The sequence below is a fragment of the Streptomyces sp. NPDC056169 genome, assembly GCF_042268445.1.
Taxonomy (GTDB): Bacteria; Actinomycetota; Actinomycetes; order Streptomycetales; family Streptomycetaceae; genus Streptomyces.
Genome location: NZ_JBHJUO010000005.1, coordinates 94,191 through 119,895 on the forward strand (window position 1 = coordinate 94,191; position 25,705 = coordinate 119,895).

At 72.0% G+C, this 25,705-nt stretch carries 22 protein-coding genes; 9 read left to right on the top strand and 13 right to left on the bottom strand.

The window, feature by feature from the left end; genetic code table 11:
- Positions 1–14: 14 nt before the first annotated feature.
- The 4 genes from gcvT to ACFC0G_RS09440 all read left to right on the top strand — a co-directional run bounded on the left by gcvT (position 15) and on the right by ACFC0G_RS09440 (position 4,442).
- Positions 15–1,139, top strand: a complete 1,125-nt coding sequence (gene gcvT / locus ACFC0G_RS09425) for a glycine cleavage system aminomethyltransferase GcvT (protein ID WP_376399751.1) — start codon at positions 15–17, stop codon at positions 1,137–1,139.
- A gap of 77 nt (positions 1,140–1,216) precedes the next feature.
- Complete coding sequence (gene gcvH, locus ACFC0G_RS09430; protein WP_376399754.1) at positions 1,217–1,597, top strand: glycine cleavage system protein GcvH; 381 nt, start codon at positions 1,217–1,219, stop codon at positions 1,595–1,597.
- A 32-nt stretch (positions 1,598–1,629) separates the two neighbouring features.
- Positions 1,630–2,898, top strand: coding sequence for a serine hydroxymethyltransferase (glyA, locus tag ACFC0G_RS09435; protein ID WP_376399757.1), 1,269 nt, complete (start codon positions 1,630–1,632; stop codon positions 2,896–2,898).
- 158 nt (positions 2,899–3,056) lie between these two features.
- The gene (locus tag ACFC0G_RS09440; protein WP_376399760.1) at positions 3,057–4,442 is read left to right on the top strand and encodes an L-serine ammonia-lyase; all 1,386 of its coding nucleotides are present in this window, start codon (positions 3,057–3,059) and stop codon (positions 4,440–4,442) included.
- Between the two features lie 218 nt (positions 4,443–4,660).
- Here ACFC0G_RS09440 and ACFC0G_RS09445 read toward each other — a convergent pair whose 3' ends face one another.
- Together ACFC0G_RS09445 and ACFC0G_RS09450 are read right to left on the bottom strand one after the other, a co-directional pair.
- Positions 4,661–5,551 (bottom strand): CopD family protein, encoded by an 891-nt coding sequence (locus ACFC0G_RS09445; RefSeq protein WP_376399763.1) that lies wholly within the window; start codon positions 5,549–5,551, stop codon positions 4,661–4,663.
- Between the two features lie 95 nt (positions 5,552–5,646).
- Entirely contained in the window at positions 5,647–5,862 is a 216-nt protein-coding gene (locus tag ACFC0G_RS09450) for an EF-hand domain-containing protein (protein ID WP_376399766.1), read from the bottom strand.
- A 75-nt stretch (positions 5,863–5,937) separates the two neighbouring features.
- Between ACFC0G_RS09450 and ACFC0G_RS09455 the strand changes: the two genes are divergently transcribed.
- Positions 5,938–6,576 (top strand): GNAT family N-acetyltransferase, encoded by a 639-nt coding sequence (locus tag ACFC0G_RS09455; RefSeq protein WP_376399769.1) that lies wholly within the window; start codon positions 5,938–5,940, stop codon positions 6,574–6,576.
- A gap of 45 nt (positions 6,577–6,621) precedes the next feature.
- Here the strand turns inward: ACFC0G_RS09455 and ACFC0G_RS09460 are convergent, their stop codons facing one another.
- The 6 genes from ACFC0G_RS09460 to ACFC0G_RS09485 form a co-directional block, all read right to left on the bottom strand.
- On the bottom strand, positions 6,622–7,806 hold the full coding sequence (locus ACFC0G_RS09460) for a YncE family protein (RefSeq protein WP_376399772.1): 1,185 nt from the start codon (positions 7,804–7,806) through the stop codon (positions 6,622–6,624).
- Positions 7,806–8,582 (bottom strand): polysaccharide deacetylase family protein, encoded by a 777-nt coding sequence (locus ACFC0G_RS09465; RefSeq protein ID WP_376399776.1) that lies wholly within the window; start codon positions 8,580–8,582, stop codon positions 7,806–7,808. Before ACFC0G_RS09465 ends, ACFC0G_RS09460 begins: the two co-directional genes overlap by 1 nt.
- A gap of 439 nt (positions 8,583–9,021) precedes the next feature.
- Positions 9,022–9,528: an ATP-binding protein gene (locus ACFC0G_RS09470; protein ID WP_376399779.1), complete on the bottom strand. Its 507-nt coding sequence runs from the start codon at positions 9,526–9,528 to the stop codon at positions 9,022–9,024.
- A 70-nt stretch (positions 9,529–9,598) separates the two neighbouring features.
- Positions 9,599–10,366 carry an enoyl-CoA hydratase/isomerase family protein gene (locus tag ACFC0G_RS09475; protein ID WP_024755207.1) on the bottom strand — a complete coding sequence of 256 codons (768 nt, stop codon included), beginning with the start codon at positions 10,364–10,366 and terminating at the stop codon, positions 9,599–9,601.
- A gap of 87 nt (positions 10,367–10,453) precedes the next feature.
- Positions 10,454–11,722 (bottom strand): Ig-like domain-containing protein, encoded by a 1,269-nt coding sequence (locus tag ACFC0G_RS09480; protein ID WP_376399782.1) that lies wholly within the window; start codon positions 11,720–11,722, stop codon positions 10,454–10,456.
- Positions 11,723–11,972: 250 nt separating this feature from the next.
- A complete protein-coding gene (locus ACFC0G_RS09485) occupies positions 11,973–13,139 on the bottom strand; it encodes an Ig-like domain-containing protein (protein ID WP_376399785.1) in 1,167 nt (388 codons plus the stop codon).
- A 234-nt stretch (positions 13,140–13,373) separates the two neighbouring features.
- Between ACFC0G_RS09485 and glgX the strand changes: the two genes are divergently transcribed.
- Entirely contained in the window at positions 13,374–15,575 is a 2,202-nt protein-coding gene (gene glgX / locus ACFC0G_RS09490; protein ID WP_376399787.1) for a glycogen debranching protein GlgX, read from the top strand.
- A gap of 10 nt (positions 15,576–15,585) precedes the next feature.
- Here glgX and ACFC0G_RS09495 read toward each other — a convergent pair whose 3' ends face one another.
- Genes ACFC0G_RS09495 through ACFC0G_RS09510 form a run of 4 tightly spaced genes read right to left on the bottom strand, consistent with a single transcriptional unit; the run spans position 15,586 to position 19,233 of the window.
- A complete protein-coding gene (locus ACFC0G_RS09495) occupies positions 15,586–16,233 on the bottom strand; it encodes a response regulator (protein WP_376399790.1) in 648 nt (215 codons plus the stop codon).
- Positions 16,230–17,534 carry a sensor histidine kinase gene (locus ACFC0G_RS09500; protein WP_376399793.1) on the bottom strand — a complete coding sequence of 435 codons (1,305 nt, stop codon included), beginning with the start codon at positions 17,532–17,534 and terminating at the stop codon, positions 16,230–16,232. Before ACFC0G_RS09500 ends, ACFC0G_RS09495 begins: the two co-directional genes overlap by 4 nt.
- 47 nt (positions 17,535–17,581) lie before the next feature.
- Positions 17,582–18,331 carry an ABC transporter permease gene (locus tag ACFC0G_RS09505; RefSeq protein WP_376399795.1) on the bottom strand — a complete coding sequence of 250 codons (750 nt, stop codon included), beginning with the start codon at positions 18,329–18,331 and terminating at the stop codon, positions 17,582–17,584.
- On the bottom strand, positions 18,328–19,233 hold the full coding sequence (locus ACFC0G_RS09510) for an ABC transporter ATP-binding protein (RefSeq protein WP_376399797.1): 906 nt from the start codon (positions 19,231–19,233) through the stop codon (positions 18,328–18,330). The genes ACFC0G_RS09505 and ACFC0G_RS09510 overlap by 4 nt, the downstream gene beginning before the upstream one ends.
- 192 nt (positions 19,234–19,425) lie before the next feature.
- On the opposite strand from ACFC0G_RS09510, the gene ACFC0G_RS09515 reads away from it, so the two are divergent.
- Together ACFC0G_RS09515 and ACFC0G_RS09520 are read left to right on the top strand one after the other, a co-directional pair.
- Complete coding sequence (locus ACFC0G_RS09515; protein WP_376399800.1) at positions 19,426–21,228, top strand: ABC transporter ATP-binding protein; 1,803 nt, start codon at positions 19,426–19,428, stop codon at positions 21,226–21,228.
- The gene (locus ACFC0G_RS09520) at positions 21,225–23,078 is read left to right on the top strand and encodes an ABC transporter ATP-binding protein (RefSeq protein ID WP_376399804.1); all 1,854 of its coding nucleotides are present in this window, start codon (positions 21,225–21,227) and stop codon (positions 23,076–23,078) included. Before ACFC0G_RS09515 ends, ACFC0G_RS09520 begins: the two co-directional genes overlap by 4 nt.
- Before the next feature lie 13 nt (positions 23,079–23,091).
- Here ACFC0G_RS09520 and ACFC0G_RS09525 read toward each other — a convergent pair whose 3' ends face one another.
- Positions 23,092–24,582, bottom strand: a complete 1,491-nt coding sequence (locus ACFC0G_RS09525) for an MFS transporter (RefSeq protein WP_376399806.1) — start codon at positions 24,580–24,582, stop codon at positions 23,092–23,094.
- Between the two features lie 125 nt (positions 24,583–24,707).
- On the opposite strand from ACFC0G_RS09525, the gene ACFC0G_RS09530 reads away from it, so the two are divergent.
- Positions 24,708–25,640 carry a TetR/AcrR family transcriptional regulator C-terminal domain-containing protein gene (locus tag ACFC0G_RS09530; RefSeq protein ID WP_376399809.1) on the top strand — a complete coding sequence of 311 codons (933 nt, stop codon included), beginning with the start codon at positions 24,708–24,710 and terminating at the stop codon, positions 25,638–25,640.
- Positions 25,641–25,705 lie beyond the last annotated feature (65 nt).

The following is a 25,705-nucleotide window of genomic DNA, read 5'->3' on the forward strand; positions in this document are numbered from 1 at the left end:
CCGGGAGCCACCCCATGAGCACTGCCCCCCGTCTGACCGCCCTCGATGCGCTGCATCGTTCGCTGGGCGCGACCATGACCGACTTCGCGGGCTGGGACATGCCGCTGCGCTACGCCAGCGAGCGGGACGAGCACAACGCCGTCCGCACCCGGGCGGGCCTGTTCGACCTCTCCCACATGGGTGAGATCACGGTCACGGGCCCGCAGGCCGTCGAGCTCCTCGACCACGCCCTCGTCGGCAACATCTCCACGGTGGGCGTGGGCCGTGCCCGCTACACGATGATCTGTCAGGAGGACGGCGGCATCCTCGACGACCTGATCGTCTACCGCCTCGGCGAGACGGAGTACATGGTCGTCGCCAACGCCTCCAACGCCCAGATCGTCCTGGACGCGCTCGTGGCGCGCGCGGAGGGCTTCGACGCCGAGGTCCGCGACGACCGCGACGCGTACGCCCTGCTCGCGATCCAGGGCCCGGAGTCCCCCGGCATCCTGAAGTCGCTCACCGACGCCGACCTGGACGGGCTGAAGTACTACGCCGGCCTGCCCGGCACGGTCGCGGGCGTGCCCGCGCTGATCGCCCGTACCGGCTACACCGGCGAGGACGGCTTCGAGCTGTTCCTGAAGCCCGAGCACGCCGAGGGCGTCTGGAAGGCCCTGACCGAGGCGGGCGCCCCGGTCGGCCTCATCCCGTGCGGCCTGTCCTGCCGTGACACGCTCCGCCTGGAGGCGGGCATGCCGCTGTACGGCCACGAGCTGACGACGGCCCTCACCCCCTTCGACGCCGGTCTCGGCCGGGTCGTCAAGTTCGAGAAGACGACCAACGAGGGCCGCTTCGTCGGCCGTGAGTCGCTCGAGAAGGCCGCCGAGCGCGCCGAGACCGCCCCGCCGCGCAAGCTCGTCGGCCTGATCGCCGAGGGCCGCCGGGTCCCGCGCGCCGGCTTCTCCGTCGTCAAGGACGGCGTGGTGATCGGCGAGGTCACCTCGGGCGCCCCGTCCCCGACCCTCGGAAAGCCGATCGCGATCGCGTACGTGGACGCGGCGCACGCCGCGCCCGGTACCGAGGGTGTAGGTGTGGACATCCGCGGCACCCACGAGCCGTACGAGGTCGTCGCGCTGCCGTTCTACAAGCGCCAGAAGTGACGCAGTCGTCTCATCCCGGGTCTCACCCCGCGAGACCCACGTTCATCAGTACTCCCCCGATCCAGGAGAATCAGGTCATGAGCAACCCCCAGCAGCTGCGCTACACCAAGGAGCACGAGTGGCTGTCGGACGCCGTGGACGGCGTTTCGACGATCGGCATCACCGAGTTCGCGGCCAACGCGCTCGGTGACGTCGTCTACGCCCAGCTCCCCGCTGTCGGCGACACCGTCACCGCGGGCGAGACCTGCGGCGAGCTGGAGTCGACGAAGTCCGTGAGCGACCTGTACTCCCCCGTCACGGGTGAGGTCGTCGCCGCCAACCAGGACGTGGTGGACGACCCGTCGCTGGTGAACACGGCTCCGTTCGAGGGTGGCTGGCTGTTCAAGGTACGTGTCGCGGGCGAGCCGGACGACCTGCTCTCCGTCGACGAGTACACCGCGTTCTCCGCCGGGAACTGAGACCGGGCCCGAGACCCCTTAGGGATCGATTCATGTCGCTTCTGAACACTCCCCTCCACGAGCTGGACCCCGACGTCGCCGCCGCCGTCGACGCCGAGCTCCTTCGTCAGCAGTCCACCCTCGAGATGATCGCCTCGGAGAACTTCGCTCCGGTCGCGGTCATGGAGGCCCAGGGCTCCGTCCTCACCAACAAGTACGCCGAGGGCTACCCGGGCCGCCGCTACTACGGCGGCTGCGAGCACGTCGACGTGGCCGAGCAGATCGCGATCGACCGGGTCAAGGACCTGTTCGGCGCCGAGTACGCCAACGTCCAGCCGCACTCCGGCGCCTCCGCGAACCAGGCCGCCCTCTTCGCGATCGCCCAGCCCGGCGACACGATCCTGGGTCTGGACCTGGCGCACGGCGGCCACCTCACCCACGGCATGCGCCTGAACTTCTCCGGCAAGCAGTTCAACGTGGTCGCGTACCACGTGGACGAGGCCGGTCTGGTCGACATGGCCGAGGTCGAGCGCCTCGCCAAGGAGCACCGCCCGAAGGTCATCATCGCGGGCTGGTCCGCCTACCCGCGCCAGCTGGACTTCGCGGAGTTCCGCCGGATCGCCGACGAGGTCGAGGCGTACCTGTGGGTCGACATGGCCCACTTCGCGGGCCTGGTCGCGGCCGGTCTGCACCCGAACCCGGTTCCGTACGCGGACGTGGTGACCTCCACCACGCACAAGACGCTCGGCGGCCCCCGCGGCGGCATCATCCTGGCGAAGAAGGAGTTCGCGAAGAAGCTGAACTCCTCGGTCTTCCCCGGTTTCCAGGGCGGCCCGCTGGAGCACGTGATCGCGGCCAAGGCCGTCTCCTTCAAGGTCGCGGCCTCGGAGGACTTCAAGGAGCGCCAGCAGCGCACCCTGGACGGCGCCCGCATCCTCGCCGAGCGCCTGGTCCAGGACGACGTCACCGCGCACGGTGTCTCGGTCCTGTCCGGCGGTACGGACGTGCACCTGGTCCTGGTCGACCTGCGGAACTCCGAGCTCGACGGCCAGCAGGCCGAGGACCGTCTCCACGAGGTCGGCATCACGGTCAACCGGAACGCCGTTCCGAACGACCCGCGGCCGCCGATGGTCACCTCGGGTCTGCGCATCGGTACGCCGGCGCTCGCGACCCGCGGCTTCGGCACCGAGGACTTCACCGAGGTCGCCGACATCATCGCGGAGACCCTGAAGCCGGGCTTCGACGGCGAGAAGGCCGAGGCCCTCAAGGCCCGGGTGACCGCTCTGGCCGACAAGCACCCGCTGTACCCCGGCCTGAAGTAATTTCGTACCCTTTTGTTCGTACGAACGTTTGGGGCATCGCGCACACTGAAAGGTGAGTGCGGTGCCCCACCCCGTGTCGTGCCCCGTTTCGATCTTCCTGCTCCGTTCTGCACCACCCCGGCAGACAACGGCGTCTAGCCCCCACAAGGAGTCTCTCCGTGGCCATCTCGGTCTTCGACCTGTTCTCGATCGGTATCGGCCCGTCGAGCTCCCACACGGTGGGCCCGATGCGCGCGGCCCGGATGTTCGCCCGCCGGCTCAAGAACGAGGGCCTGCTCGCCCACACGGCGGCCATACGTGCGGAGCTGTACGGCTCCCTGGGCGCGACCGGCCACGGCCACGGCACCCCCAAGGCGGTGCTCCTCGGCCTGGAGGGCAGCTCGCCCCGCACGGTGAACGTCGAGACGGCGGACGACGAGGTCGAGCGGATCAAGACGAGCGGCCGGATCAACCTGCTCGGCGCGCACGAGATCCCCTTCGACTTCGACGCCGACCTGATCCTGCACCGCCGCAAGGCGCTCCCGTACCACGCCAACGGGATGACGATCTTCGCGTACGACGCGGAGGGCGCCCTGGTCCTGGAGAAGACGTACTACTCGGTCGGCGGCGGCTTCGTCGTCGACGAGGACGCGGTCGCCGGCGAGAACCCGATCGTCCCGGACGACACCGTCCTGAAGTACCCCTTCCGCACCGGTGACGAGCTGCTGCGGCTCGCCAAGGAGACCGGCCTCTCCATCTCCTCGATGATGCTGGAGAACGAGAAGGCCTGGCGCACCGAGGAGGAGATCCGCGCGGGTCTCCTGGAGATCTGGCGGGTCATGCAGGCCTGCGTCTCGCGCGGCATGTCCCGCGAGGGCATCCTGCCGGGCGGCCTGAAGGTGCGCCGCCGCGCCGCGAACACGGCCCGCAAGCTGCGCTCCGAGGGCGACCCGGCGGCGCTCGCGATGGAGTGGATCACCCTCTACGCGATGGCCGTGAACGAGGAGAACGCGGCGGGCGGCCGGGTGGTCACCGCCCCGACGAACGGCGCGGCCGGCATCATCCCGGCGGTCCTGCACTACTACGTGAACTTCGTGACGGGCGGCGCCTCCCCGGAGGAGAAGGAAGACGGCATCGTCCGCTTCATGCTCGCGGCCGGCGCGATCGGCATGCTCTTCAAGGAGAACGCCTCCATCTCCGGCGCCGAGGTCGGCTGCCAGGGCGAGGTCGGCTCGGCCTGCTCGATGGCGGCCGGCGCGCTCGCCGAGGTCCTCGGCGGCTCCCCCGAGCAGGTGGAGAATGCGGCCGAGATCGGCATGGAGCACAACCTGGGCCTGACCTGCGACCCGGTCGGCGGGCTCGTGCAGATCCCGTGCATCGAACGGAACGGCATGGCGGCGGTCAAGGCCGTCACGGCCGCGAAGATGGCGATGCGCGGCGACGGCAGCCACCTGGTCTCTCTCGACAAGGTCATCAAGACCATGAAGGAGACGGGCGCGGACATGAGCGTCAAGTACAAGGAGACCGCGCGCGGCGGTCTCGCGGTGAACATCATCGAGTGCTGAACCGTTCCCCCTCCCGGTAGGCCCCGTACGCGACCCGTACGCGGCCCCGGTACTCCGAAGGGGACGCCCCCCGCGCCCGCCTCTTCGACCAGCGGCAGTACACCTGGACGGCGGTCGTGCTGTGGGCCTCGTCCTTCCGCGTCGCCCTGCGGGGCTGAGGCCCGGGGCCTACGGGGCCCGGGGCCTACGCGGCCCGGGGCCGGAGTGCCTTCACGGTGTCAGGGTGCGATCCAGTGCGGGTCGGGCATCACCGTGAGGAGCGCCGAGACGACCACGATCACCGCCAGCGCGGCCACCTCGATCCGGGCCGGGGCCTCGGCGTCGCCGCCGGACAGCATCCGGCTCCTGGCCGCGAGCGCCAGCAGGCTCACCCCGCCGAACAGCAGCAGCTTGACCAGCAGGATCCGGCCGTACGCCGTGGTCAGGACGGCGTCCAGCGGCAGTCGGCGCAGCGTGGAGGCCGTGCCGGTGGCCGCGAGGGCGGCGTAGGCGACGGCGGCCATGCGGGCGTAGCGGACGAGGACCTCGCGGCCCCCGCGCCGCAGCCGCATGGTGCGCAGCACGTACAGGAGCGTGCCGAGCCACAGCGAGGCGCCCGTGAGGTGGACGACGGTGAGCCCGATGCCCACGGCGGGGGTGTTCGTCTCGGGGTGGGCCCGCACCGCCTCGGCCACGACCGCGACGGCGAGCGGGACGACGGCGAGGCCCGGCCGCCGCGAGGCCGCGCACAGGGCGGCGAGGGCGAAGGCGTTGGCGGTGAGGAGCAGCAGCCGGCCCTCCCACAGCCCGTACACGACGGGCAGGCTCAGCCCGCTGACGGCGGCGAGGAGCAGCAGGAGCCCGGCGGAGGCGGCCGCGCCGAGCAGCGCGGCGGGCACGGACAGGGCGCGGGGCCGGGGCCCTTCCCCGGCGAGGCGGCGTCCGGCGAGTTCGCCGATGTGGACGGCGAGGCCCGTGAGGACGAGGAAGCGCAGCAGCGCGGTGGTGCCGGCGGCGGGTATCCGGAGCTCGCCGGTACCTGTCCGGGCGAGGCCGGCGCCCAGCAGGGCGAGGCCGATGACGGCGAGGGCGGCGAGCGCGGCGAGGACCGCCGCGGTCGGACGGCTCAAGGTGCCGAAGGGTCCGGGAAGCGTCACCGGACGATCGTCACCGAGCCCCGGACGGGCGGCAACTCAGCGTTGCACCGCCCGCCCGGGCGGGCGGATCAGGCCTTGTTGTAGTGCGCCCAGAACTCGTCCCAGGACAGGACGCCGTCGCCGTTGTCGTCCCGCTGCTTGATGAGCACCTCGGCGACCGACTCGGTGACGTTGAAGTCGCCGAACTTCGCCATGAGGCTCTTGTACTCCGCGGCGGTGATGAAACCGTCCCCGTCGGCGTCGAACTTGTTGAATGCCGTGCGTGCCGCGTCGATGTCCGCCACTGCTTCCGCCCCTTCTCGGTGCTTCTCTGACGGGGGTCAGATTAGCTGGCCCCCGTCCTGCCGGATGATGGCGGGATGAACGACGACGTGGCACGGATCCTGGCAAACGCGGCACGCGGGAAGTTCCCGCCCCCGGACGGTTCGACGACGGTGGTGCCGCAGCCGAACCCGCGGGACGCGGGGGTGCTCGCCTTCACCGCCCATTCGGTGGTGTTCACGGACGCCGATCCGGAGTGGATACGGGCCGAGCTGGCGGCCACGGCGAGCGATCCGCTCGCGGCGAGCATGAACCCGGGCTTCCTCGCGGCCCTGATGGCCCGCACCGGCCGGGGCATGAACACGATCGATCTGCTCACGGTCGCCGACGCCCTGCCGGGCCCTCCGCCGCTGGAGCTCCGCGCGATCGAGGACCCGTCCCATCCCCGGGTGGCGCGGGCACTGAAGTTCCGCGACGAGGTCCGGGTGTGGGCGGCGGACGGCGGGCTGCTGGTCCTGGGCCGGGGCGTCGCGGGCCGCTGGGAGGCCGCGATCGAGGTCGACGAGGACGTACGCCACCGGGGTCTCGGGCGCGCCCTGGCGACGGCGGCCCGGCACCTCACCCCGGGCGGGGTGGTGTGGGCGCAGCAGTCGCCGGGCAACGCCCGCAGCGTCCGTGTCTTCCAGGCGGCGGGCTTCCGCCCGGTGGCGTCGGAGGCGCTGCTGGTGGCGGGATGACTCCCGCCACCCTCAGGACCGGCGGTCCTGAGGGTGAACCGAGCCCTAGCGAAAGACGCCGGTGTGGCCGAGGGAGTAGCGGCCGGGCTGGGGGTAGACGGCGAGGCCGTGGGGGCCGCCGCCGACGGGGATGCGGGCGAGCTGTTTGCCGCTCGTGGTGTCGATGGCGTACACCTCGGAGTTGTAGCGCCCTGACAGCCACAGCACCTTGCCGTCGGCGGAGACGCCGCCCATGTCGGGGGAGCCGCCGTCCGGGAGCCACCACTTCTTGGTGAGCTTGTTCTTCGCGAAGTCGAAGACGGAGATCGAGCCCTCGCCGCGGTTGGGGACGTACATCTCGCGCGAGTCCCGGCTGACGTAGAGGCCGTGGGCGCCCTTGCCGGTGGGGAGGAGGGTCGGGGTGGTGAACTTCTCGCCGTCGAGGACCCACATGCCGTGGGCCATCATGTCGGCGACGTAGAACGTCTTGCCGTCCGGGGAGATCTTCACGTCCTGCGGCATGGCGCCCTGGAAGGGCAGTTTCTGCTGTCCGATCACCTCCATCTTCTCGGTGTCGACCTTGAGGAGTTCGCCGGAGAACTCGCAGGAGACGACGAAGTACCGTCCGTCGGCGGAGAAGTCGGCGTGGTTGACGCCGTAGCAGCTCACCGGGACGGTCTTCCTCCGTTCCATGGTGTGCGGGTCGCGGAAGACGAGTTCGCGGTCGAGGGAGGCCATGACGACGGCGTACTTGCCGTCGGGCGTGAAGTAGAGGTTGTACGGATCGTGGACCTCGACCGGCTTGCCCGCGATCCCGGTGGCGGGGTCGATGGGGGTGAGGGTGTGGCCCCGGTTGTTGTTGACCCAGAGGGTCTTCATGTCCCAGGAGGGCACGACGTGCTGGGGCTGGTTGCCGACGGGGATCGTCTCGACGACCCGGTAGGTGGCGGGGTCGATGACCGAGACGGTGTTGGAGGTGGTGTTGGGGACGTAGACCCGGGAGGGGAAGTTCCGGACCACCGGGGAGAGCTTGTTCGGCCGGTCGGCGGCGTAGACGTCGTTCGGGTCGAGGAGCGGCGGCATGCCGGGGAGGCCGGCGGGGGCCGCGGCCGGCTTGGGTACGGCGGGGGCGGCGGCCTTCTTGACCCCGGCGGCGCCGTCCTTGGTGTCGTTCCCGCCGCCGCAGCCCGCGAGGGTGACGAGGAGGGCGGCGGCGAGGAGGGCCCCGGTGCGCCCGGTGTGATGTGCCATCAGGTCAGCAGCTCCGTGGTGGTGACCGCGCGCAGTCCGCGGCGGTCGAGGTCGGCGAGGAGGAGGGGCAGCGCGGCGGCGGTGTCCGGGTAGCCGAAGTGGAGGCTGACGACCGATCCGGGCCGGACGGAGCCGGTGACGTTGCGGACGATCGCGGCGGCGCCCGGTGAGGTGAAGTCGAGGGAGTCGACGTCGTACGAGAGGGTGTGCGGGTATCCGGCGCGGTGGGCGGCGCGCAGGACGGCGGGGGCGGCGTGCTGGGTCCTGGAGGGGCGGAACCAGGTGCCGACGGAGCCGGTGAGGCGGCGCAGGCGGGTGGCGCAGGCCTCGATCTCCGCGTGGGCCTCGGCCTCGGTCATGGCGTTGATGTCGATGTGGTGCTGGGTGTGGTTGCCGAGGTCGTGTCCGCCGTCGAGGACGCGGCGGGCCATGCCGGGGTGTTCGTCGAGCCAGGAGCCGACGGCGAGGACGGTGACGCGGGCGCCGGCCTTCTCCGCCTGGCCGAGGAGGGTGCGGGCGAGGGCGGGGTCGCCCTGGCCGTGGAAGGTGAGGGCGACCCGGGGCCGGTCGCGGGGGCCGTGGTCGATCTCGGCGGGCCGGCCGGGGAAGCGGCGTGGGGCGGGCGCGGCGACCGGGGCGGCGGCGGGCGCGGTGCCGGGGCGGCGGGAGACGGCGGGGGCGGGGCGGGGCTCCGTACCGCAGGCGGTGGCGAGGGTTCCCGCGAGGGCGGCGGCCGCGCCCGTCCGGAGGGCGCCGCGGCGGTCGGTCGGCTTCACCTGTCCAGTAAAGAAGGATGTCGACCGAATCGTGATGATTAGGCCGATTCAGGACGTTTGCGGGCCACTCCGGGGCGTCCACCATACGGACGGGCCGGGGAAACAATCGATGAACCGCATAGCCATTCAATGTTTGCAAGGCGAGTGCCGCAGGTCACCAATGATTCATAGACGATCAATCCCCATTTGCCCGATTTTCTACCGGTAGGGACTTTTGGCGACGAGGCCACCCGTCTGCCATAGTCGGAGACACGACCCCCATTGACCCGGGCCAGGTCGACATAGCAGCCGTGGATACACCCCCCCCGTCCACGGCGCACCACACGAGAGCCCCCAGGCGCCCCACTACGGCGGACGGGGGCTTTCGTGCACCCGGAGCGCCTCGGAGGACGGTTCAGGTGCGGACGACTCAGGCGCGGTCGGTTCAGTCGCGGTCGGCTCAGGCGCGGTCGGCGACGCGCATCTCGAACCAGGTCGTCTTGCCGCGCGGCGCGAGGTCCACGCCCCAGCGGTCGGAGAGCTTGTCGACGAGGAAGAGCCCGCGGCCGCTCGTGTCGAGCTCGCTCACGGGCATCAGGCAGGGCAGCCCGCGCGAGGGGTCGCGGACCTCGATCCGGATCCAGCCGCGCCGCCGGTGCAGCCGCAGCGCGAAGGAGCGGGCGCCGGTGTGCCGGACGGCGTTCCCGACGAGCTCCGAGACGAGCAGCACCGCGTGCTCGGCGATCTGCGGGCCGAGCCCCCACTGGCGCAGGACCACGCCCTGTGTGAGCCGGCGGGCCACCCACGCGGACTCGGGCCGGGACGGCAGCCGCACGTCCTCCTCGGCCGGGTTGCCGTACAACTCCAGTACGTCGGCGACCTGTTCGTCATCCACGGCCGGTGACCACCGTGCGGCGGCGGCGCTGCCGCGCTGCCACGGTTGTTCCGTACCCTCCAGGCCCGCCATGCCCCCATCATGGCCGCACGGAGCCGTCCGCGGGGGCCGTTCCGACGGAATCGGCCCCTGCGGAAGCGGCTCAGGCGAACTTCGCCTTGCCCGGGCCCTCCTCGACGAAGCTGCGCATCCCGTTCTCCCGGTCGGCGGTGGCGAACAGCCCCGCGAACCAGGTGCGTTCGATGGCGAGACCGGTGTCGATGTCGGCCTCCAGACCCTGGTCGACCGCCTCCTTCGCGGCCCGCAGGGCGACCGCCGGGCCCTGCGCCAGCTTCGCGGCCCAGGCGTGCGCCTGCTCGTACACCTCGGCGGCCGGGACGACCCGGTCGACCAGGCCGAGGGTGAGGGCCTCGTCCGCCTTCACCATGCGGCCGGTGAAGATGAGGTCCTTGGCGCGGGAGGGGCCGATGAGCCGGGAAAGCCGCTGGGTGCCGCCCGCGCCGGGGATCAGGCCGAGCAGGATCTCCGGCTGGCCCAGCTTCGCGTTGTCGGCGGCGATCCGGTAGTCGGCGCAGAGCGCCAGCTCGCAGCCGCCCCCGAGGGCGTAGCCGGTGACGGCGGCGACGACCGGCTTGGGGATGCGGGCGATCGCGGTGAAGGAGTCCTGGAGGGCGCGCGAGCGCTTGACCATGGCCACGTGGTCCATGACCTGCATCTCCTTGATGTCCGCGCCGGCCGCGAACACCTTCTCGCCGCCGTAGAGGATCACGGCCCGCACGTCGTCGCGGTCGGTCGCCTCCTGGGCCAGCTCGCGCAGCCGGTCCTGCGTGGCGATGTCGAGGGCGTTCATCGGGGGGCGGTCGAGGCGGATCGTGCCGACGCCATCGGCGACTTCGAGGTTCACAGTCATGGGAGGAAGGTTAGTAGGCGTTAACGCGAAGGGGCCCGGTGCTGTTGCTCACAGCACCGGGCCCCTCGCGTGACCTGCGGAGGCGGACTAGGCGGTCCACTCCGCCCACGGCATGTTCCAGCCGTTGAGGCCGTTCTCCGGCTGGATCTGCTTGTCCTTGGAGTTCTTCACGACGATCACGTCACCGATGATCGAGCGGTCGAAGAACCAGGCCGCCGGGGTCGTGCTGTCGCCCGCGCCGCGCGTGTCCGACAGGCCGACGCAGCCGTGGCTGACGTTCGAGGAGCCGAAGGTGCTCTTCGGGGCCCAGTAGTTGCCGTGCACGAAGGTGCCCGAGGTGGACAGACGCATCGCGTGCGGGACGTCCTTGATGTCGTACTCGCCGCCGAAGCCGACCGTGGCCCCGTTCATGCGGGTCACCTTGTACTTCTCGCTGATGACCATCTCGCCGTTGTACGTGGTCGTCGACGGGGCGCCCGCGGTGATCGGCAGCGTCTTGATGATCGCGCCGTCCCGCTCGATCTTCATCGTCTTGGCGCTCGCGTCGACGGTGGAGACCTGACGGCGGCCGATGGTGAAGGTGACCGTCTTCTTCTGCTTGCCGTAGACGCCCGGGCGGCCCTCGACGCCGTCCAGGTTGAGGTGCACGGTGACCTTGGTGCCCGCGGCCCAGTACTTCTCCGGGCGGAAGTCGAGGCGGTCGTTGCCGAACCAGTGCCCCTCGATCTCCACGGCCGGCTCGGCCGTCACCTTGACGGCCTTCTCGACCGCCTCGGGGTCGGTGATGCCCCGGGTGAAGTTGATGGAGACCGGCATGCCGACGCCGACGGTCGCACCGTCCTCCGGCGTGTAGTGGCCGATGAAGGTGTTCTTCGGGACCAGGGTCGTGAAGGTGGTGTCCTTCGCCGACTCGCGGCCCTCTGCGTCCTTCGCGATCGCGTGGACCTTGTACTGGGTCCCCGCGGACAGGTGCGCGGAGGGCGCCCAGCTGGCACCGTCGGCCGCGATCCTGCCCTCGATCGCGGTGCCCTTGGAGTCGGCGACCTCGACCGTCGTCAGCTTGCCCTGCTCGGCGGTGACCTTGAGGGCCCCGCTGGTGGCCACCGAGTCGGCGCCGTCCTTCGGAAGGACCGTCACGACCGCCTGCGAGGCGGCGTTCTCCGGCTTGCCGCTCCCCTGCGACGCCGGATCCTGGGCCCCCTTGCCACCGCCGGTGGCCGTCTCGCCACCGCCGCAGGCGGTGAGGACGATGAGCAGCGCCCCCGCGGCCAGCGCCTGCAGACGGACGCCCCCGCGTCGTCGGCCGCGCCGGCCCGTCGCTCGTACCGATGCCCCCGATATCGGCAACCCGTTCACTGTGGTCTTCTCCCCTCACGCGGCCTGGCAACGCCACGGCCCCACCCCCGTGCGCATCCGCTCGCGCACACGGCGCTAGATAATCACACCGCAGGACACGAAAGATCCTCGCGAATGTCACCGTTCCGTCCCGATCGGCGTGCTAGGGCGGCAGGGTGATGACCCGGTGGCAAAAGGGACGCGGGAGGGCACGGGGGACGCGGGAAGGACACGGGCGGGGACGCGCTAGGGGACGCGCCAGGGGCTCGGCTCAGCGCAGCGCCGAACCGGCCTTCCACCGGGTCCAGTCCAGGTTCCATCCGCCGAGCCCGTTGTCGGGAGCGACCGTTCGGTCCTGGGAGTTGACCACCTCCACCACGTCGCCGATGAGCGTCCGGTCGAAGAACCAGCCCGCCGGCGAATCCGCGCTGCCGCCCTTGTCGTCCCGCAGCCCCACGCAGCCGTGACTGACGTTGGCGGTGCCGAACGTGTCGTCCGAGGCCCAGTAGTTGCCGTGCAGGAAGGTCCCCGACTCGGTGAGCCGCATCGCGTGCGGGACGTCCTTGATGTCGTACTCGCCGCCGAAGCCGACCGTCCGCCCGTCCATCCGCGTCACGTCGTACAGCTCCGTGACGACCATCTTCCCGTTGTACGTGGTGGTCTTCGGCGCGCCCGCGGTGATCGGCACGGTCGTCAGGACCTCGCCGTTCCTGCGGACCTCCATGGTGTGCGCGGCGGCGTCGACCAGGGAGACCTGGGAGCGGCCGACGGTGAAGCCGACCTTCTTGCGCTGGATGCCGTACACGCCCGGCGCGCCCTCGACGTCGCGCAGGGCGAGCTCGACGGTGACCTTCGTGCCCGGCTGCCAGTACGCGGCGGGGCGGAAGTCGAGCCGCTCCTTGCCGAACCAGTGGCCGACCACCTCGACCGGCGGGTCCGAGGTGATCCGGACGGCCCGCTCGACGTCGTCCCGGTTCTCGATGGGCCGGTTGAAGGAGAAGGAGACGATCATGCCGGTGCCGACAGTGGAACGGTTCTCCGGTTTGAAATAGCCGATGAACCGGCTCTCCGGCACCACGGTCGTGAAGGTGGTGTGCCGGGCGGAGCGGCGGCCGTGGGCGTCGAGCGCGACGGCGTCCACGCTGTACTTGGCGGCCAGCGCGAGCCGGGCGTCGGCCCGGGGCCGCCAGCGCAGCCCGTCCGCGGAGATCTCGCCGGCGACCCGGGTCCGTTGGGCGTCCTCCACTTGGACGACCGTCACCCGTTCGAGCCGCCCGCTGTCCACCCGTACCTCGACGGGGCCCGCGGCCGGCACCCCCCGGCTGCCGTCCTCCGGACTCACCCGGATGACATCTCCGGGGGCCCGCGCCTTGCCCGGCAGGGAGATGTCGATGCCCCCTTCGCCGCCCGCTGCTGTGCAGCCCGCAAGGCCCGCCATCAGTCCCGCCACCGCCAGGGCGTACCTCGCCCGCTTCCATACACGATTCACGCTCGGCCCAACGACAGGCCCCCTCCAGGGGAAACGTGCGTGCGGGCCATGTTGGGAGCACGGCCGTGCGGGCAGAACAGGGAGGACGACGCGAAAGAACGACGCGGGGGAGCGGTGGCCGGGACGCCGCCACTCCCCCGGTGCGGGCCCCACGAGCCCCACGAGCCGCGGGAGGCCGGGACGGTGTCGAGCGCAGCCGAGCAGGAGGCGGTACAGGAACGTGCCCTGGAGCGGGCCGGGCCGCCGGTATGGCCGGGGGCGCCGACGCCCCTCGGGGCCCGCTGCCGGATCGGGCCCGGTGGGGTGACCGGCACCAACTTCGCCCTGTGGGCGGGGGGCGCGGAGGCCGTGGAGCTGTGCCTGTTCGACGGGGACGGGACGGAGCGGCGGCTTCCGCTGACCGAGCTGACCCACGAGATCTGGCACGGCTTCGTGCCCGGGATCGGCGCCGGGCAGCGGTACGGCTACCGGGTGCACGGCCGGTGGGACCCGTGGACGGGGGCCCGCTGGAACCCGGCGAAGCTGCTCCTCGACCCGTACGCGCGGGCCGTCGAAGGCGACTTCTCCCTCCCTCCGGAGGTGTACGGGCACGTACGGGACTGGCCGCAGCAGCACGTCGCCGACACCGTCCGCGACGACCGGGACTCCGCCCCGTACGTCCCGAAGGGGATCGTCGTCCATGACGACGACGACTGGTCGGACGACCGCAGGCCCAAGACGCCCTGGCAGGACTCGGTCATCTACGAGCTGCACGTGAAGGGCTTCACCCAACAGCACCCCGGCATCCCGGAGCGGCTGCGCGGCACGTACGCGGGGCTCGCGCACCCGGCGGCGATCGAGCACCTCGTACAGCTGGGGGTGACGGCGGTCGAACTCCTGCCGGTCCATCAGTTCGCGCACGAGGACCACCTCCTGCGGCGCGGCCTGCGCAACTACTGGGGCTACAACTCCCTCGGCTACTTCGCCCCGCACGCCGCCTACTCCTCCTCCGGGACGACCGGGCAGCAGGTCGGCGAGTTCAAGAGGATGGTGCGGGCGCTGCACGCGGCCGGCATCGAGGTCATCCTCGACGTCGTCTACAACCACACGGCGGAGGCGGGCGAGCTGGGCCCCACCCTCTCCCTCAAGGGCATCGACAACCGCGGCTACTACCGGCTCCAGTCCGACGCCCGCCGGTACGCCGACTACACGGGCTGCGGCAACACCCTGCACGTCGTGCAGCCGCAGGTGCTGCGGCTCATCACCGACAGCCTCCGCTACTGGGTCACGGAGATGGGCGTCGACGGCTTCCGCTTCGACCTGGCGGCGGCCCTGGCCCGCTCGATGCACGACGTCGACATGCTCTCCCCCTTCCTCGCGGTCATCGCACAAGACCCCGTCCTGCGCCGGGTCAAACTCATCGCCGAACCCTGGGACGTGGGCAACGGCGGCTACCAGGTGGGCGCCTTCCCGCCGCTCTGGACCGAGTGGAACGACCGCTACCGGGACGCCGTCCGGGACTTCTGGCGGGGCGCGCTGCCCGACGTACGGGACCTCGGCTACCGGCTCTCCGGCTCCAGCGACCTGTACGCCTGGGGCGGGCGCCGGCCGTACGCCTCCGTCAACTTCGTCACCGCGCACGACGGCTTCACCCTCCGGGACCTCGTCACGTACGAGCGGAAGCACAACGAGGCCAACGGCGAGGGCAACCGGGACGGCACCCACGACAACCGCTCCTGGAACTGCGGGACGGAGGGCGAGACCGACGACCCGGAGATCCGGTCCCTCCGTCTCCGCCAGCTCCGCAACCTCCTCACCACCCTCCTCCTGTCCACCGGGGTCCCGATGCTCGTCGCCGGCGACGAGATGGGCCGCACCCAGGGCGGCAACAACAACGCGTACTGCCAGGACAACGAGATCGGCTGGCTCGACTGGTCCCTGCCGGAGGACCCGGGCCGGGCCCAGCTCCTCGCCCTCACCCGCCGGCTGCTCGCCCTGCGCCACCACCACCCGGTGCTGCGCCGCCGGGCCTTCTTCTCGGGGCGTCCGCAGGGCGCGGACGGGCTGCGGGACCTGGCCTGGTTCGGCGCGGACGGCGGCGAGATGACGGAACGGGACTGGTACGCGCCGACGGCGACGCTCGGCCTCTACCTCTCGGGCCGCGACATCCCGGGCCGCGACGAACGCGGCGAGCAGATCACCGACGACAGCTTCCTCGCCGTCCTGCACGCCGGGCCCCGCCCGCTGGAGTTCCGCCTTCCGGGCCCGCCGTGGGCGGAGTCGTACGAACTGGTCGTCGACACGGCCCACGAGGACCAGTCGGCGCCCCCGGGAACACTCCACCGGGGCGGCGAGACGATCACGGTGGGCGCCCGCTCGACGGTGCTGCTGCGGGTCCGGGGGTGAGGCCCGGACCTCAGGAGCGGCCCAGAATCCCCCGGTCGTAGCCGGCGGCGACGGCGGCCGCCCGGTCCTTGACCCCCAGCTTGCCGTAGATGTGCGTGAGGTGGGTCTTCACGGTGGCCTCGCTGATGAAGAGCTCGGCGGCGATGGCCCGGTTGGCGGTGCCCTTCGCGACGAGGGCGAGGATCTCGCCCTCGCGGGCGGAGAGCGCGGTGCCCGCGGCCGCGGCGGCGGGGGCGCGGACGGCCGTGACCAGTCGCGAGGCGACGGCCGGGGAGAGGACGGTACGGCCCTCGGCGGCGGCCCGCACGGCCGCGAACAGCTCCTCCCGGGGCGCGTCCTTGAGGAGATAGCCGGTGGCACCGGCCTCGATCGCCGGAAGGGTGTCGGTGTCCGTGTCGTACGTGGTGAGGACGAGGACACGGGAGCGGGCGCCGCGCCGGGTGAGCTCGGCGATGGCGTCGACGCCGCCGCCACCCGGCATGCGCAGGTCCATGAGGACGACGTCGGGGTCGAGTTCCCGGGCGAGTTCGACGCCCCGTACGCCGTCGGGGGCCTCGCCGAGGACACGGAAGCCGGAGCCTTCGGCGGCGAACATGCCGCGCAGGCCGTCCCGCACGACGGGGTGGTCGTCGACGATCAGAAGGGTGATGTCAGTCATGGCGCGCCCAACGGTACGCGAGCGGAGATCGCCGTCCCCTCGCCCGGTGCGGTCTCCACGACGACGGAACCGGCGAGGCGCGCGGCGCGGGCCCGCATCCCGCCGAGCCCGAACCCGCCGCCGTCGCCGCCGCTCCGAGCGGGAAGGGCGAGCGGGTCGAAGCCGCGTCCGTCGTCCCGTACGTCCAGGGTGATCTCGTCGCCCATGTAGGAGAGGGTGACGCCGGCCCGGTCGGCCCCGGAGTGGCGTGCGGCGTTGGACAGGGCCTCCTGGGCGATCCGCAGGAGCGTGGCGGCCACCTCGTCGTGGAGCGGCTCCTCGACGCCGGTCACGGTGAACCGGGTGTCGACGCCGGTGCGGTCGGCCCAGTCGGCGACCGTCTTGCGGAGGGCCTCCGGGAGGGAGTCGTGCTCCAGGGCGACCGGGCTGAGGTTCCGCACGGAGCGGCGGGCCTCGCCGAGGCTGTGCCGGGCGAGGTCGGCGGCCCGCCGGAGGTGCGCCTCGGCGCGACCGGCGTCGGGGGCAGCGGCGGACGCGGCCTGGAGCTGGGTGACGACACCGGTGAGGCCCTGGGCGATCGTGTCGTGGATCTCGGCGGCGAGCCGGCGCCGCTCGTCGGCGACCCCGGCCTCCCGGGCCTGGAGGAGGAGCTGCGCCTGGAGGGCCGCGTTCTCGGCGAGGGCCTGTTCGAGACGGCTGTTGGCGCGGCCGAGTTCGGCGATGGTGGCGGCTCGCTCGGCGGCCTTCTCCGCCTCCTTCGTACCGAGGTGGGAGAAGCCCACGGCGAGGCAGGCGTTCAGGGCGAACAGGCCGCCGAAGGCGAACCATTGCACGAGGGAGACGGGCGGCAGGCTGCCGGACTGGGAGCCGGCCATGATGACGGCGGTGACGAGGAGCCCGGCCCGGGAGAGGCGGCGGGGCAGCAGATGGGTGGCGTCGAAGTAGCCGATGCAGGCGTAGATCGAGAAGAAGGGGCTGAGCCAGGTCAGCGCGAAGGCGAGGGCGGTACGGACGAGGAAGTAGGCAGCGGAGGCGGGTCCGGGTGCCCCCGGCACGAGAACGGGTCCGCACCCGGGCAGCTCGGGCCCCCACCCGGTGGCCGCGACCACCCGGCGGCAGCGGAGGTCCCACACCACGTGGAGGAGGATCACCGCCGCCAGCAGAACACCGGCCGCCACCCGCTCCGTACGGTCCATGAACACGTCCACCGACACCCCGGCGATCACGGCGGCGATGCCGAGCAGTCCGTACGGCCCCCAGCGGAAGAACTGGCGCCAGCGCTCCTCGACGGTGACGGGCATCCCGCCGCCCCCTCTCGTTCCCGGCTCGTTCCCCGGCCGCTCCCGGCTCATTCCCAGCGGAACCAGCGCGCCGCGGCGCCGGTCAGCGCGGCCGTCCACAGGGCCATCACACCGAGCGCGGCCCAGCCGGGCCATCCTCCCGAGGCGGCGGCGTCGAGGGCCTCGGAGGCGGCGCCGAACGGGGTGAGCCCGACGAACCGCTGCAGCGTATCCGGCATGGCCTGGACGGGCACCCAGACCCCGGCCGTGAACATGGTGGGGAAGAAGACGAACGAACCGACGGCGGTGGCGATCTTCTGTGTCCGGGAGACCGCGCACACGGCCGAGCCGAGGGCGAGACCGCCCGCGACGGCGAGGAGCAGGGCGAGGAGGTAGCCGGCGGGGTTCCCCGGCAGGGCGACGCCGAAGGCGATCCGGCCCACCGCGATCACCAGCAGCGACGAGACTAGCGCCGCGGCGCCGTGCAGCGCGATCTGGGCGGTGAGCAGCGCCCCGGGGCGTACGGGAGTGGTGGACATCCGGCGCAGGATGCCGCGTTCGCGGTAGCCGGCGAGGACCGGGGGCATGGCCTGGAGCCCGGACATGATGAGGGCGAACAGGACGGAGACAGGGACGTAGACGTCGATGACGCGGCGCCCGCCGAGGTCCTCGGAGGCCTCCCGGAAGGAGGGGATCAGTCCGAGGATCACGAGCAGCACCGTCGGCGAGAGCATCACCCAGAACAGGGAACCCGGTTCGCGGGTGAAGAGCCGGGCCTCGGTGCGCAGGACGGCCACGGCGGGGCTGGGAGTGCTCATCGGAGATCGGTTCCCGTCAGGTCGAGGTAGGCGTCGTCGAGGGTGGCGTCGGCGACCCGGAGCTGACCGGCCGTGACGCCCTGGCGGGCGAGGAGCGAGACGAAGGCGGCGACGGTCTCGTCCGTGCCGGCGACGACCGTCCGCCCGTCCGCCGTCCCGACGGACACGGCACCGGGCAGGGCCCGCAGCGCCTCCGGGTCGAGCGGGGTGCCGGCGGCGAAGGAGATCTCCTTGGCGGCCGAGGCCCGGCCGATCAGGCCGTGGGGGGTGTCGAGCGCGGTGATCCGGCCCTGGTCGAGGACGGCGATCCGGTCGCAGAGCCGCTGGGCCTCCTCCATGAAGTGGGTGACGAGCAGCACCGTCACCCCAGCGTCGCGGAGGGACTCGACAAGCGTCCACACCTCGCGGCGGGCGCGCGGGTCGAGACCCGCGGTGAGTTCGTCGAGGACGACGACCCGGGGGTCGCCGAGGAGCGCGAGGGCGATGAACAGCCGCTGCTTCTGGCCCCCGGACAGCTTCCCGAACCGGGTCCGCAGGTACGGAAGCAGCCCGAGCCGCTCGGCGAGCGCCTGCCGGTCGGCGGGCCGCTCGTAGAAGGAGGCGTACAGGTCGAGCGCCTCACGGACGGTCAGCTTGGCCTGGAGCTCGCTCTCCTGGAGCTGGACCCCGAGGACCCGGGTGACGTCGTCCCGCTGTGTCGCAGGGTCGTACCCGCAGACGCGCACCTGCCCCTCGTCGGGGGTCCGCAGCCCTTCGACGCACTCCACGGTCGTGGTCTTCCCGGCGCCGTTGGGGCCGAGGATCCCGAAGATCTCCCCCTCGCCGACCTCGAAGGAAACCCCGTCGACGACCTTCCGGCCGCCGTAAGCCTTGTGCAGTCCCCGCACTTCGATCGCTGTCATGTCCCCAGACTGCCGAGCGCGGCAGATCCCGGGCATCGGCCATCGCGCTCGAAACGGCATCAGCCGATCGGTGGATGCCGGGTACGACTCCGGGTCCGACGGTCGGCCCGCGACTCCGGGAACCCCCCGCGCGGCAGGGCGGCGGGAAAACCGGATGAGACGTGTCAGTGGTGAACCGTAGGGTCGGCCCTGATGCCCGAGAAACCCTTGCCCCCAGAGAATCCGTCCCCCGACCGCTCCGCGGTGCGCGTGCTGTTGCGGCTGTGGCCGTACGTGCGGCCCGTGCGGGGGCGGTTGGTCACGGCGGCGATCGTCGCGATCGTCGCCTCCTGTCTGTCCCTCGTCATCCCGCTCGTCCTGAAATGGATGGTCGACGGACCCATCACCGACCACGATCCGAGCGGCGTCTGGCTGGGGGCGCTCTACCTCCTCCTGCTCGGCATCGCCGAGGCCGTCCTCTTCGGGTACCGGCGCTGGCTGGTGGCGCGGCCGCTCGCCGGGGTCGAGGCACGGATGCGGGCCGATCTGTACCGCAGGCTCCAGCGGCTGCCGATCGCCTTCCACGACCGGTGGGCGTCGGGGCAGCTGCTTTCGCGCGGCACGACCGACCTCATGCTGGTCCGGATGTTCCTCGCCTTCCCCCTGACCTTCCTGCTGGTCAACGGCGTGACGATCCTCGCCGGTTACGTGCTGCTGCTCGCCCAGGACTGGTCCCTCGGCCTGGTGCTGCTCACGCCCGTCGTACCGCTCGTCATCGTCTGCTCGCTCTTCGAGAGCCGGTACGGGGTCGTGGCCCGCCGCGCCCAGGACCAGGTCGGCGACCTGACGACGGTCGTCGAGGAGAGCGTCCTGGGCATCCGGATCATCAAGGGCTTCGGCCGGCACCGCAGCCAGGCCCGGGCCTTCCGCTCGCTCGCCGAACTCCTGCGGGGCACCGAGCTGACCAAGGCCCGGCTGCTCGCCATGATCTGGGCGGTCATCACCGTCGTCCCCGAGCTGGCCATCGGGGCGGCCCTGGTCCTCGGCACCGTGCAGGTCGCGGACGGCGACCTGTCGGCGGGCACCCTCGTCGCGTTCCTTTCGACGGCGCTCGCGCTGCGCTGGCCGGTCGAGTCGATCGGCTTCCTCCTCGCGATGAGCCAGGAGGCCGCGACCGCGACGGAACGGTACTTCGAGGTGATGGACGCGGAGGAGGAACCGGAGACGGCCACCGCCTCGCCCACCGCGGCGGACGGCCCCGACGGGGTCCGCTTCGAGGGCGTGTCGTTCCGCTACCCGGACGCACCGGACGGCACGCCGCCCGTCCTGGACGGGATCGACCTGCACATCCGCCCCGGCGAGACGCTGGCCCTGGTCGGCGGCACCGGCTCCGGCAAGACGACGCTCACCGCGCTCGTACCGCGCCTGCACGAGGCGACCGGCGGCCGGATCCTCCTGGACGGCGAGGACATCGCCCTGATGGAGCGGGAACGGCTGCGGACCCTCGTGTCGGTGGCCTTCGAGGAGCCGACGCTGTTCTCGGCGAGCGTCGGGGAGAACGTCCTCATGGGCGCCGCGACCGGCGCCGGCGAGCCGGAACTGCGGCGCGCCCTCGGCGTGGCGCAGGCCGACGGCTTCGTCGACCGGCTGCCGGAGGGCTCGGCGACCCAGGTCGGCGAGCAGGGCCTGAGCCTGTCGGGCGGCCAGCGCCAGCGCCTCGCGCTGGCACGCGCGGTGGTCGGCAAACCCCGCTTCCTGGTCCTCGACGACCCCCTCTCGGCGCTCGACGTGCACACGGAGGCACGCGTGGAGGCGGCGCTGCGGGAGGTGCTGCGCGAGACGACGGCGCTGGTCGTGGCGCACCGCCCGTCGACGGTGATGCTCGCCGACCGGGTCGCGCTGCTCTCCGAGGGCCGCATCACGGCGGTCGGCACGCACCAGGAACTGCTGCGGAGCAGCGAGGAGTACGCCTGGCTGATGTCCGGCGAGGACAACGAGGGGATCGAGAACCGATGACGGAGACGACCGTCGCCACCAAGAACGAACCCCCGGCGACACTCCCCCGGACACCACCCGCGGACCCCTTCGACCGCGACGACCTGCCGACACCCCCCGGCGCGACGGGCGCGCTGCTGCGCTCCCTCCTCGCCGGCCACCGCCTGCGGGTCACGACGGCCGCGCTCGTCCTCCTCCTCAAGGAGGCGGCGATCCAGGCGGGCCCGCTGCTCGTCGCGTACGCCATCGACCGGGGCGTCCCGGCGTTCCGCGCGGGAGACCACGGCCCGGTGGTGGCGGTCGCGCTCGGCTACCTGCTCTGCGCCACGCTCTCGGGACTCCTCCAGTACGCCTTCGTACGGGTGGCGGCCCGCGTCAACCAGGACGTCCTGTTGGACATCCGGGGCCGGATCTTCCGCCACGCGCAGCTCCTGAGCGTCGACTTCCACGAGCGGTACACCTCGGGCCGGCTGATCTCCCGCTCGACGACGGACGTCGAGTCGCTCCGCGAGCTGCTCTCGGAGGGCCTCCAGGAACTGATCGGGGTCGTCCTCTCCTTCGTCTCCATCGCCGCCATCCTCCTCTGGCTGGACCTCGGCATCGGAGCGGTGGCCGTGGCCTCCTTCCTCCCCCTCTACCTGCTCGTACGGATCTACCAGCGCCGCGCGGGCGAGGTGTACGCCGAGCGGTCCACGGCGATCGCGGGCGTGATCGTGAAGTTCGCGGAGACGATGAACGGGATCCGCCCGGTCCGGGCGTTCCGCCGCGAGCGGACCAACGACACCGAGTTCGCGGCCCTCAACCACCGCCACGAGCGCAGCAACGGCGACGTGCTCCTCGAAATGGCCCGCTACGTGGTCGGTTCGCGCCTGGTCGCGAACACGGCGGTGGCGGGCATGTGCCTGTGGGGCGCGTACCGGGTCGCGGACGGCACGCTGGAACTGGGCGTCCTGGCAGCGGCGGTGCTGTACATGCGACGCCTGTACGACCCGATCGACCGCCTCGGCATGTTCCTCAACTCGTACGAGTCGGCGGCGGCCAGCCTCGGCAAGATCGCGGGCCTCCTGGCACAGGAACCGGGCGTCCCGGAGACGACGGCCCCCACCCGACTGCCGGAACGCCCGGGCACACCGGGCCGCGAGGTGGTCTTCGAGAAGGTCCGCTTCGCGTACCGGACGGGCGGCGAAGTCCTGCCCGCCTTCGACCTCACGATCCCCGCAGGCCAGACGGTCGCGGTAGTCGGAGCGACAGGCGCGGGCAAATCGACCCTCGCCAAGCTCCTCTCCCGCTTCTACGACCCCACGGACGGCAGGGTCCTCCTCGACGGCATCGACCTCAAGGACCTCACCACCCCCTCCCTCCGCCAGGGCGTGGTCATGGTCACCCAGGAGGCGTTCCTCTTCTCCGGCACCGTGGCGGAGAACATCGCGATCGGCCGCCCGGACGCGACCCGCGACGAGATCGAGGAGGCGGCCAGGGCCATCGGTGCCCACGAGTTCATCGCGAGCCTCCCGGACGGCTACGACACGGACGTACGCAAGCGCGGCGGCCGGATCTCGGCGGGCCAGCGCCAACTGGTGGCCTTCGCACGGGCGCTCCTCGCGGACCCGGCGGTGCTGATCCTGGACGAGGCGACGAGCTCGCTGGACGTACCGGGCGAGCGGGCGGTGCAGCGGGCGATGGACACGGTCCTGGCGGGCCGTACGGCGGTGGTCATCGCCCACCGCCTCTCCACGGTCGAGGTCGCGGACCGGGTCCTCGTCATGGAGCAGGGCAGGATCGTCGAGGACGGCACGCCCAAGGCCCTGGTCTCGGGCGACGGCCACTACGCGAGCCTGCACCAGGCGTGGCGGGACAGCCTGGTGGGCTGAACGCCCCCCACGCTCAGGTCCGCCGCAGCACCACGAAGGCCACTCCGGCCGCAACCACCATCAACAGGGAGGCGCCCAGGGCAGCACCGGCCATGGCCTCGGTGAAGGCCCCCCGGGCCGCGTCGAGGACGGACGCCGAGCCCTCCAGCGCACCTCCCAGCGTCTCCCGGGCGGCGGCGGGCGCGGAGGCGGGCATCGCCGCGGTGTAGACGGCCGCGCCGATCGACCCGAGGACCGCCATGCCGAGCGCCCCGCCCAGCTCCTGCCCCGATTCGAGGACGGCGGCGGCCGAGCCGGCGCGCTCGGGCGGGGCGGCGCCGAGGGCGAGTTCGTTGGCGAGGGTCATGGCGGAGACGAGCCCGGCGGCGTAGAGGGCACTGGCCACCAGGACCACCCAGAGGGGCGTGGCGCGGTCGATCGCGGCGAGCCAGGCGAAGCCGCCGGCGGCGACGAGGAACCCGCCACCCATGACGTACGCCCGGTCGACCCGCCGGGCGAGCACCGCGGCCACCGGGGCGGCGACAAGAACGCCACCGGTGGGGACGAGGCTCCACAGGGCCGCTTCGAACGGGCTCTGGCCGAGGACGGACTGGAGGTACTGGGTGAGGAAGACGGCGAAGCCGACGGTCGCGACCATGGCGAGCAGGTTGACGAGGAGGGAGCCGCCGTAGGCCCGGGTGCGGATCAGCCCGAGGTCGATCATGGGCTGGTCGAGCCGACGCTGCCGCCGAACGAACACGAGGGCAAGAAGCAACCCACCGGCCACACCGACCGCGGGCAGGACAGCCCAGCCCTCCTTGGCGATCTCCTTGATCCCGTACACCAGGGGCAGCAGGGCGGCGAGCGACAGCGCGGCGCTCAGCAGATCGAACGGCCCGCCACGGGCCGCGCCCTTGGACTCGGGAAGCAGCAGGGGCCCGAGGACGAGAAGCAGGGCCATCGCGGGCAGGTTGACGAGGAAGACGGACCCCCACCAGAAGTGTTCGACGAGCGCGCCGCTGACGACGGGTCCGAGGGAGATGCCGCTCGCCATGACGGAGGTCCACGCGGTGACGGCCGTGGCGCGCTGGGCCGGGTCCTGGAAGAGGTTGCGGATCAGGGCGAGGGTGGCGGGCATGAGGCAGGCGCCGGCGAGGCCGAGGAGGGCGCGGGCGCCGATGAGGGCGCCGGGGCTGTGGGCGTAGGCGGCGGCGACGGAGGCGACGCCGAAGAGGGCGGCGCCGCCGAGGAGCACTCTGCGGCGCCCGACGCGGTCGCCGAGGGCGCCCATGGTGACGAGGAGTCCGGCGAGGACGAACCCGTACGTGTCGAGGATCCAGAGTTGTTCGGTGGCTCCGGGGCGCAGGTCGGCGCTGATGGAGGGGATGGCGAAGTAGAGGACGGAGACGTCCATGGAGACGAGGAGCAGGGGCAGCATGAGGACGCCGAGGGCGGTCCATTCGCGGCGCCCGGCACGGGCGGGCCCTGGTCCGGCGGTGTGTCCGGGGTGTGCGGTGAGTGTCATGGGAGGAAGAAAGCAGCGCGGCGCGTACGGTGCCACTCCCGCCCTAGTGCACCGCACAGCGAACCCCAAAACCCCCAGCTCACATGGGCGTACACCGTCCCGACCGCACTAGTACACTCCACCGGATGACGAACGAGCCGCCCTACCTCGCCATCGCCGCCGAACTCCGCCGCCGCATCCGGTCGGGCGAACTGTCCCCGGGCGACCGGGTGCCGTCGACGCGGGCCGTCACGCGCGAGTGGGGCGTGGCGATGGCGACGGCCACGAAGGCGCTGGGGGTGCTGCGCCAGGAGGGCCTGGTGCGCCCCGAGCCGGGGGTGGGCACGGTGGTCGTCGCACGGACGGACCGGGGCGCGGGACGGGACACAGGACCGGGCGCGGGACCGGACACGGAGCCCCTCACGCGGCAGCGCCTGGTCGACGCCGCGCTGGAACTGGCCGACGCCGAGGGCCTGAACGCGCTGACGATGCGCCGGGTGGCGACGGCGCTCGGGGTGTCGACGATGACGCTGTACCGCCATGTGCCGGGCAAGGCGGAGCTGGTGCGGCTGATGGCGGACGCGGCCTGCGGCGAGGTGCCGTTGGGGCCGGTGCCGCCGGAGTGGCGGGGGGGTCTGGAGCAGGGGGCGCGCTGGCTGCGCGGGGTGTACGCGCGGCACCGGTGGATGGCGCACGCGATGGCCTCGTTCACGCGGCCGGTCGCGACGCGGAACGCGATGGCGTACCTGGAGTGGGTGTTGCAGTCGTTGCGGGGCACTCCGCTGACGCACACGGAGAAGCTCCACGCGCATCTGCTGATCTTCGCCTACGTGCAGGGCCTGTCGATGGCGGCCGATCTGGAGGAGCAGGCGCGGCAGGACACGGGGATCTCCGACGGCGAGTGGATGGAACAGAATGAGCCACGCTTCGACGCGATCCAGGCGGGCGGTTCGTACCCCGAGCTGAACTCGGTGACCAGCGGCGGCGAGTTCGGTCTGGACCTGGACGCGCTCTTCGAATTCGGGCTTCAGCGAACGTTGGACGGCATCGCGTCCATGATCGACGAAACGTCCGGTTAACGAACACGGACGTACGGGCAGCGGACGAATTCCGGCCAACTTGCTGACGCACTCATGACAGGTCC

Bases quoted from the DNA above. Each gene is read 5' to 3' on its own strand.
- gcvT (WP_376399751.1), top strand. From the start codon at position 15: ATGAGCACTGCCCCCCGTCTGACCGCCCTCGATGCGCTGCATCGTTCG.
- gcvH (WP_376399754.1), top strand. From the start codon at position 1,217: ATGAGCAACCCCCAGCAGCTGCGCTACACCAAGGAGCACGAGTGGCTG.
- glyA (WP_376399757.1), top strand. From the start codon at position 1,630: ATGTCGCTTCTGAACACTCCCCTCCACGAGCTGGACCCCGACGTCGCC.
- ACFC0G_RS09455 (WP_376399769.1), top strand. From the start codon at position 5,938: ATGAACGACGACGTGGCACGGATCCTGGCAAACGCGGCACGCGGGAAG.
- ACFC0G_RS09460 (WP_376399772.1), bottom strand. From the start codon at position 7,806: ATGGCACATCACACCGGGCGCACCGGGGCCCTCCTCGCCGCCGCCCTC.
- ACFC0G_RS09470 (WP_376399779.1), bottom strand. From the start codon at position 9,528: ATGGCGGGCCTGGAGGGTACGGAACAACCGTGGCAGCGCGGCAGCGCC.
- ACFC0G_RS09475 (WP_024755207.1), bottom strand. From the start codon at position 10,366: ATGACTGTGAACCTCGAAGTCGCCGATGGCGTCGGCACGATCCGCCTC.
- ACFC0G_RS09485 (WP_376399785.1), bottom strand. From the start codon at position 13,139: ATGGCGGGCCTTGCGGGCTGCACAGCAGCGGGCGGCGAAGGGGGCATC.
- ACFC0G_RS09495 (WP_376399790.1), bottom strand. From the start codon at position 16,233: ATGACTGACATCACCCTTCTGATCGTCGACGACCACCCCGTCGTGCGG.
- ACFC0G_RS09500 (WP_376399793.1), bottom strand. From the start codon at position 17,534: ATGCCCGTCACCGTCGAGGAGCGCTGGCGCCAGTTCTTCCGCTGGGGG.
- ACFC0G_RS09505 (WP_376399795.1), bottom strand. From the start codon at position 18,331: ATGAGCACTCCCAGCCCCGCCGTGGCCGTCCTGCGCACCGAGGCCCGG.
- ACFC0G_RS09510 (WP_376399797.1), bottom strand. From the start codon at position 19,233: ATGACAGCGATCGAAGTGCGGGGACTGCACAAGGCTTACGGCGGCCGG.
- ACFC0G_RS09515 (WP_376399800.1), top strand. From the start codon at position 19,426: ATGCCCGAGAAACCCTTGCCCCCAGAGAATCCGTCCCCCGACCGCTCC.
- ACFC0G_RS09520 (WP_376399804.1), top strand. From the start codon at position 21,225: ATGACGGAGACGACCGTCGCCACCAAGAACGAACCCCCGGCGACACTC.
- ACFC0G_RS09525 (WP_376399806.1), bottom strand. From the start codon at position 24,582: ATGACACTCACCGCACACCCCGGACACACCGCCGGACCAGGGCCCGCC.
- ACFC0G_RS09530 (WP_376399809.1), top strand. From the start codon at position 24,708: ATGACGAACGAGCCGCCCTACCTCGCCATCGCCGCCGAACTCCGCCGC.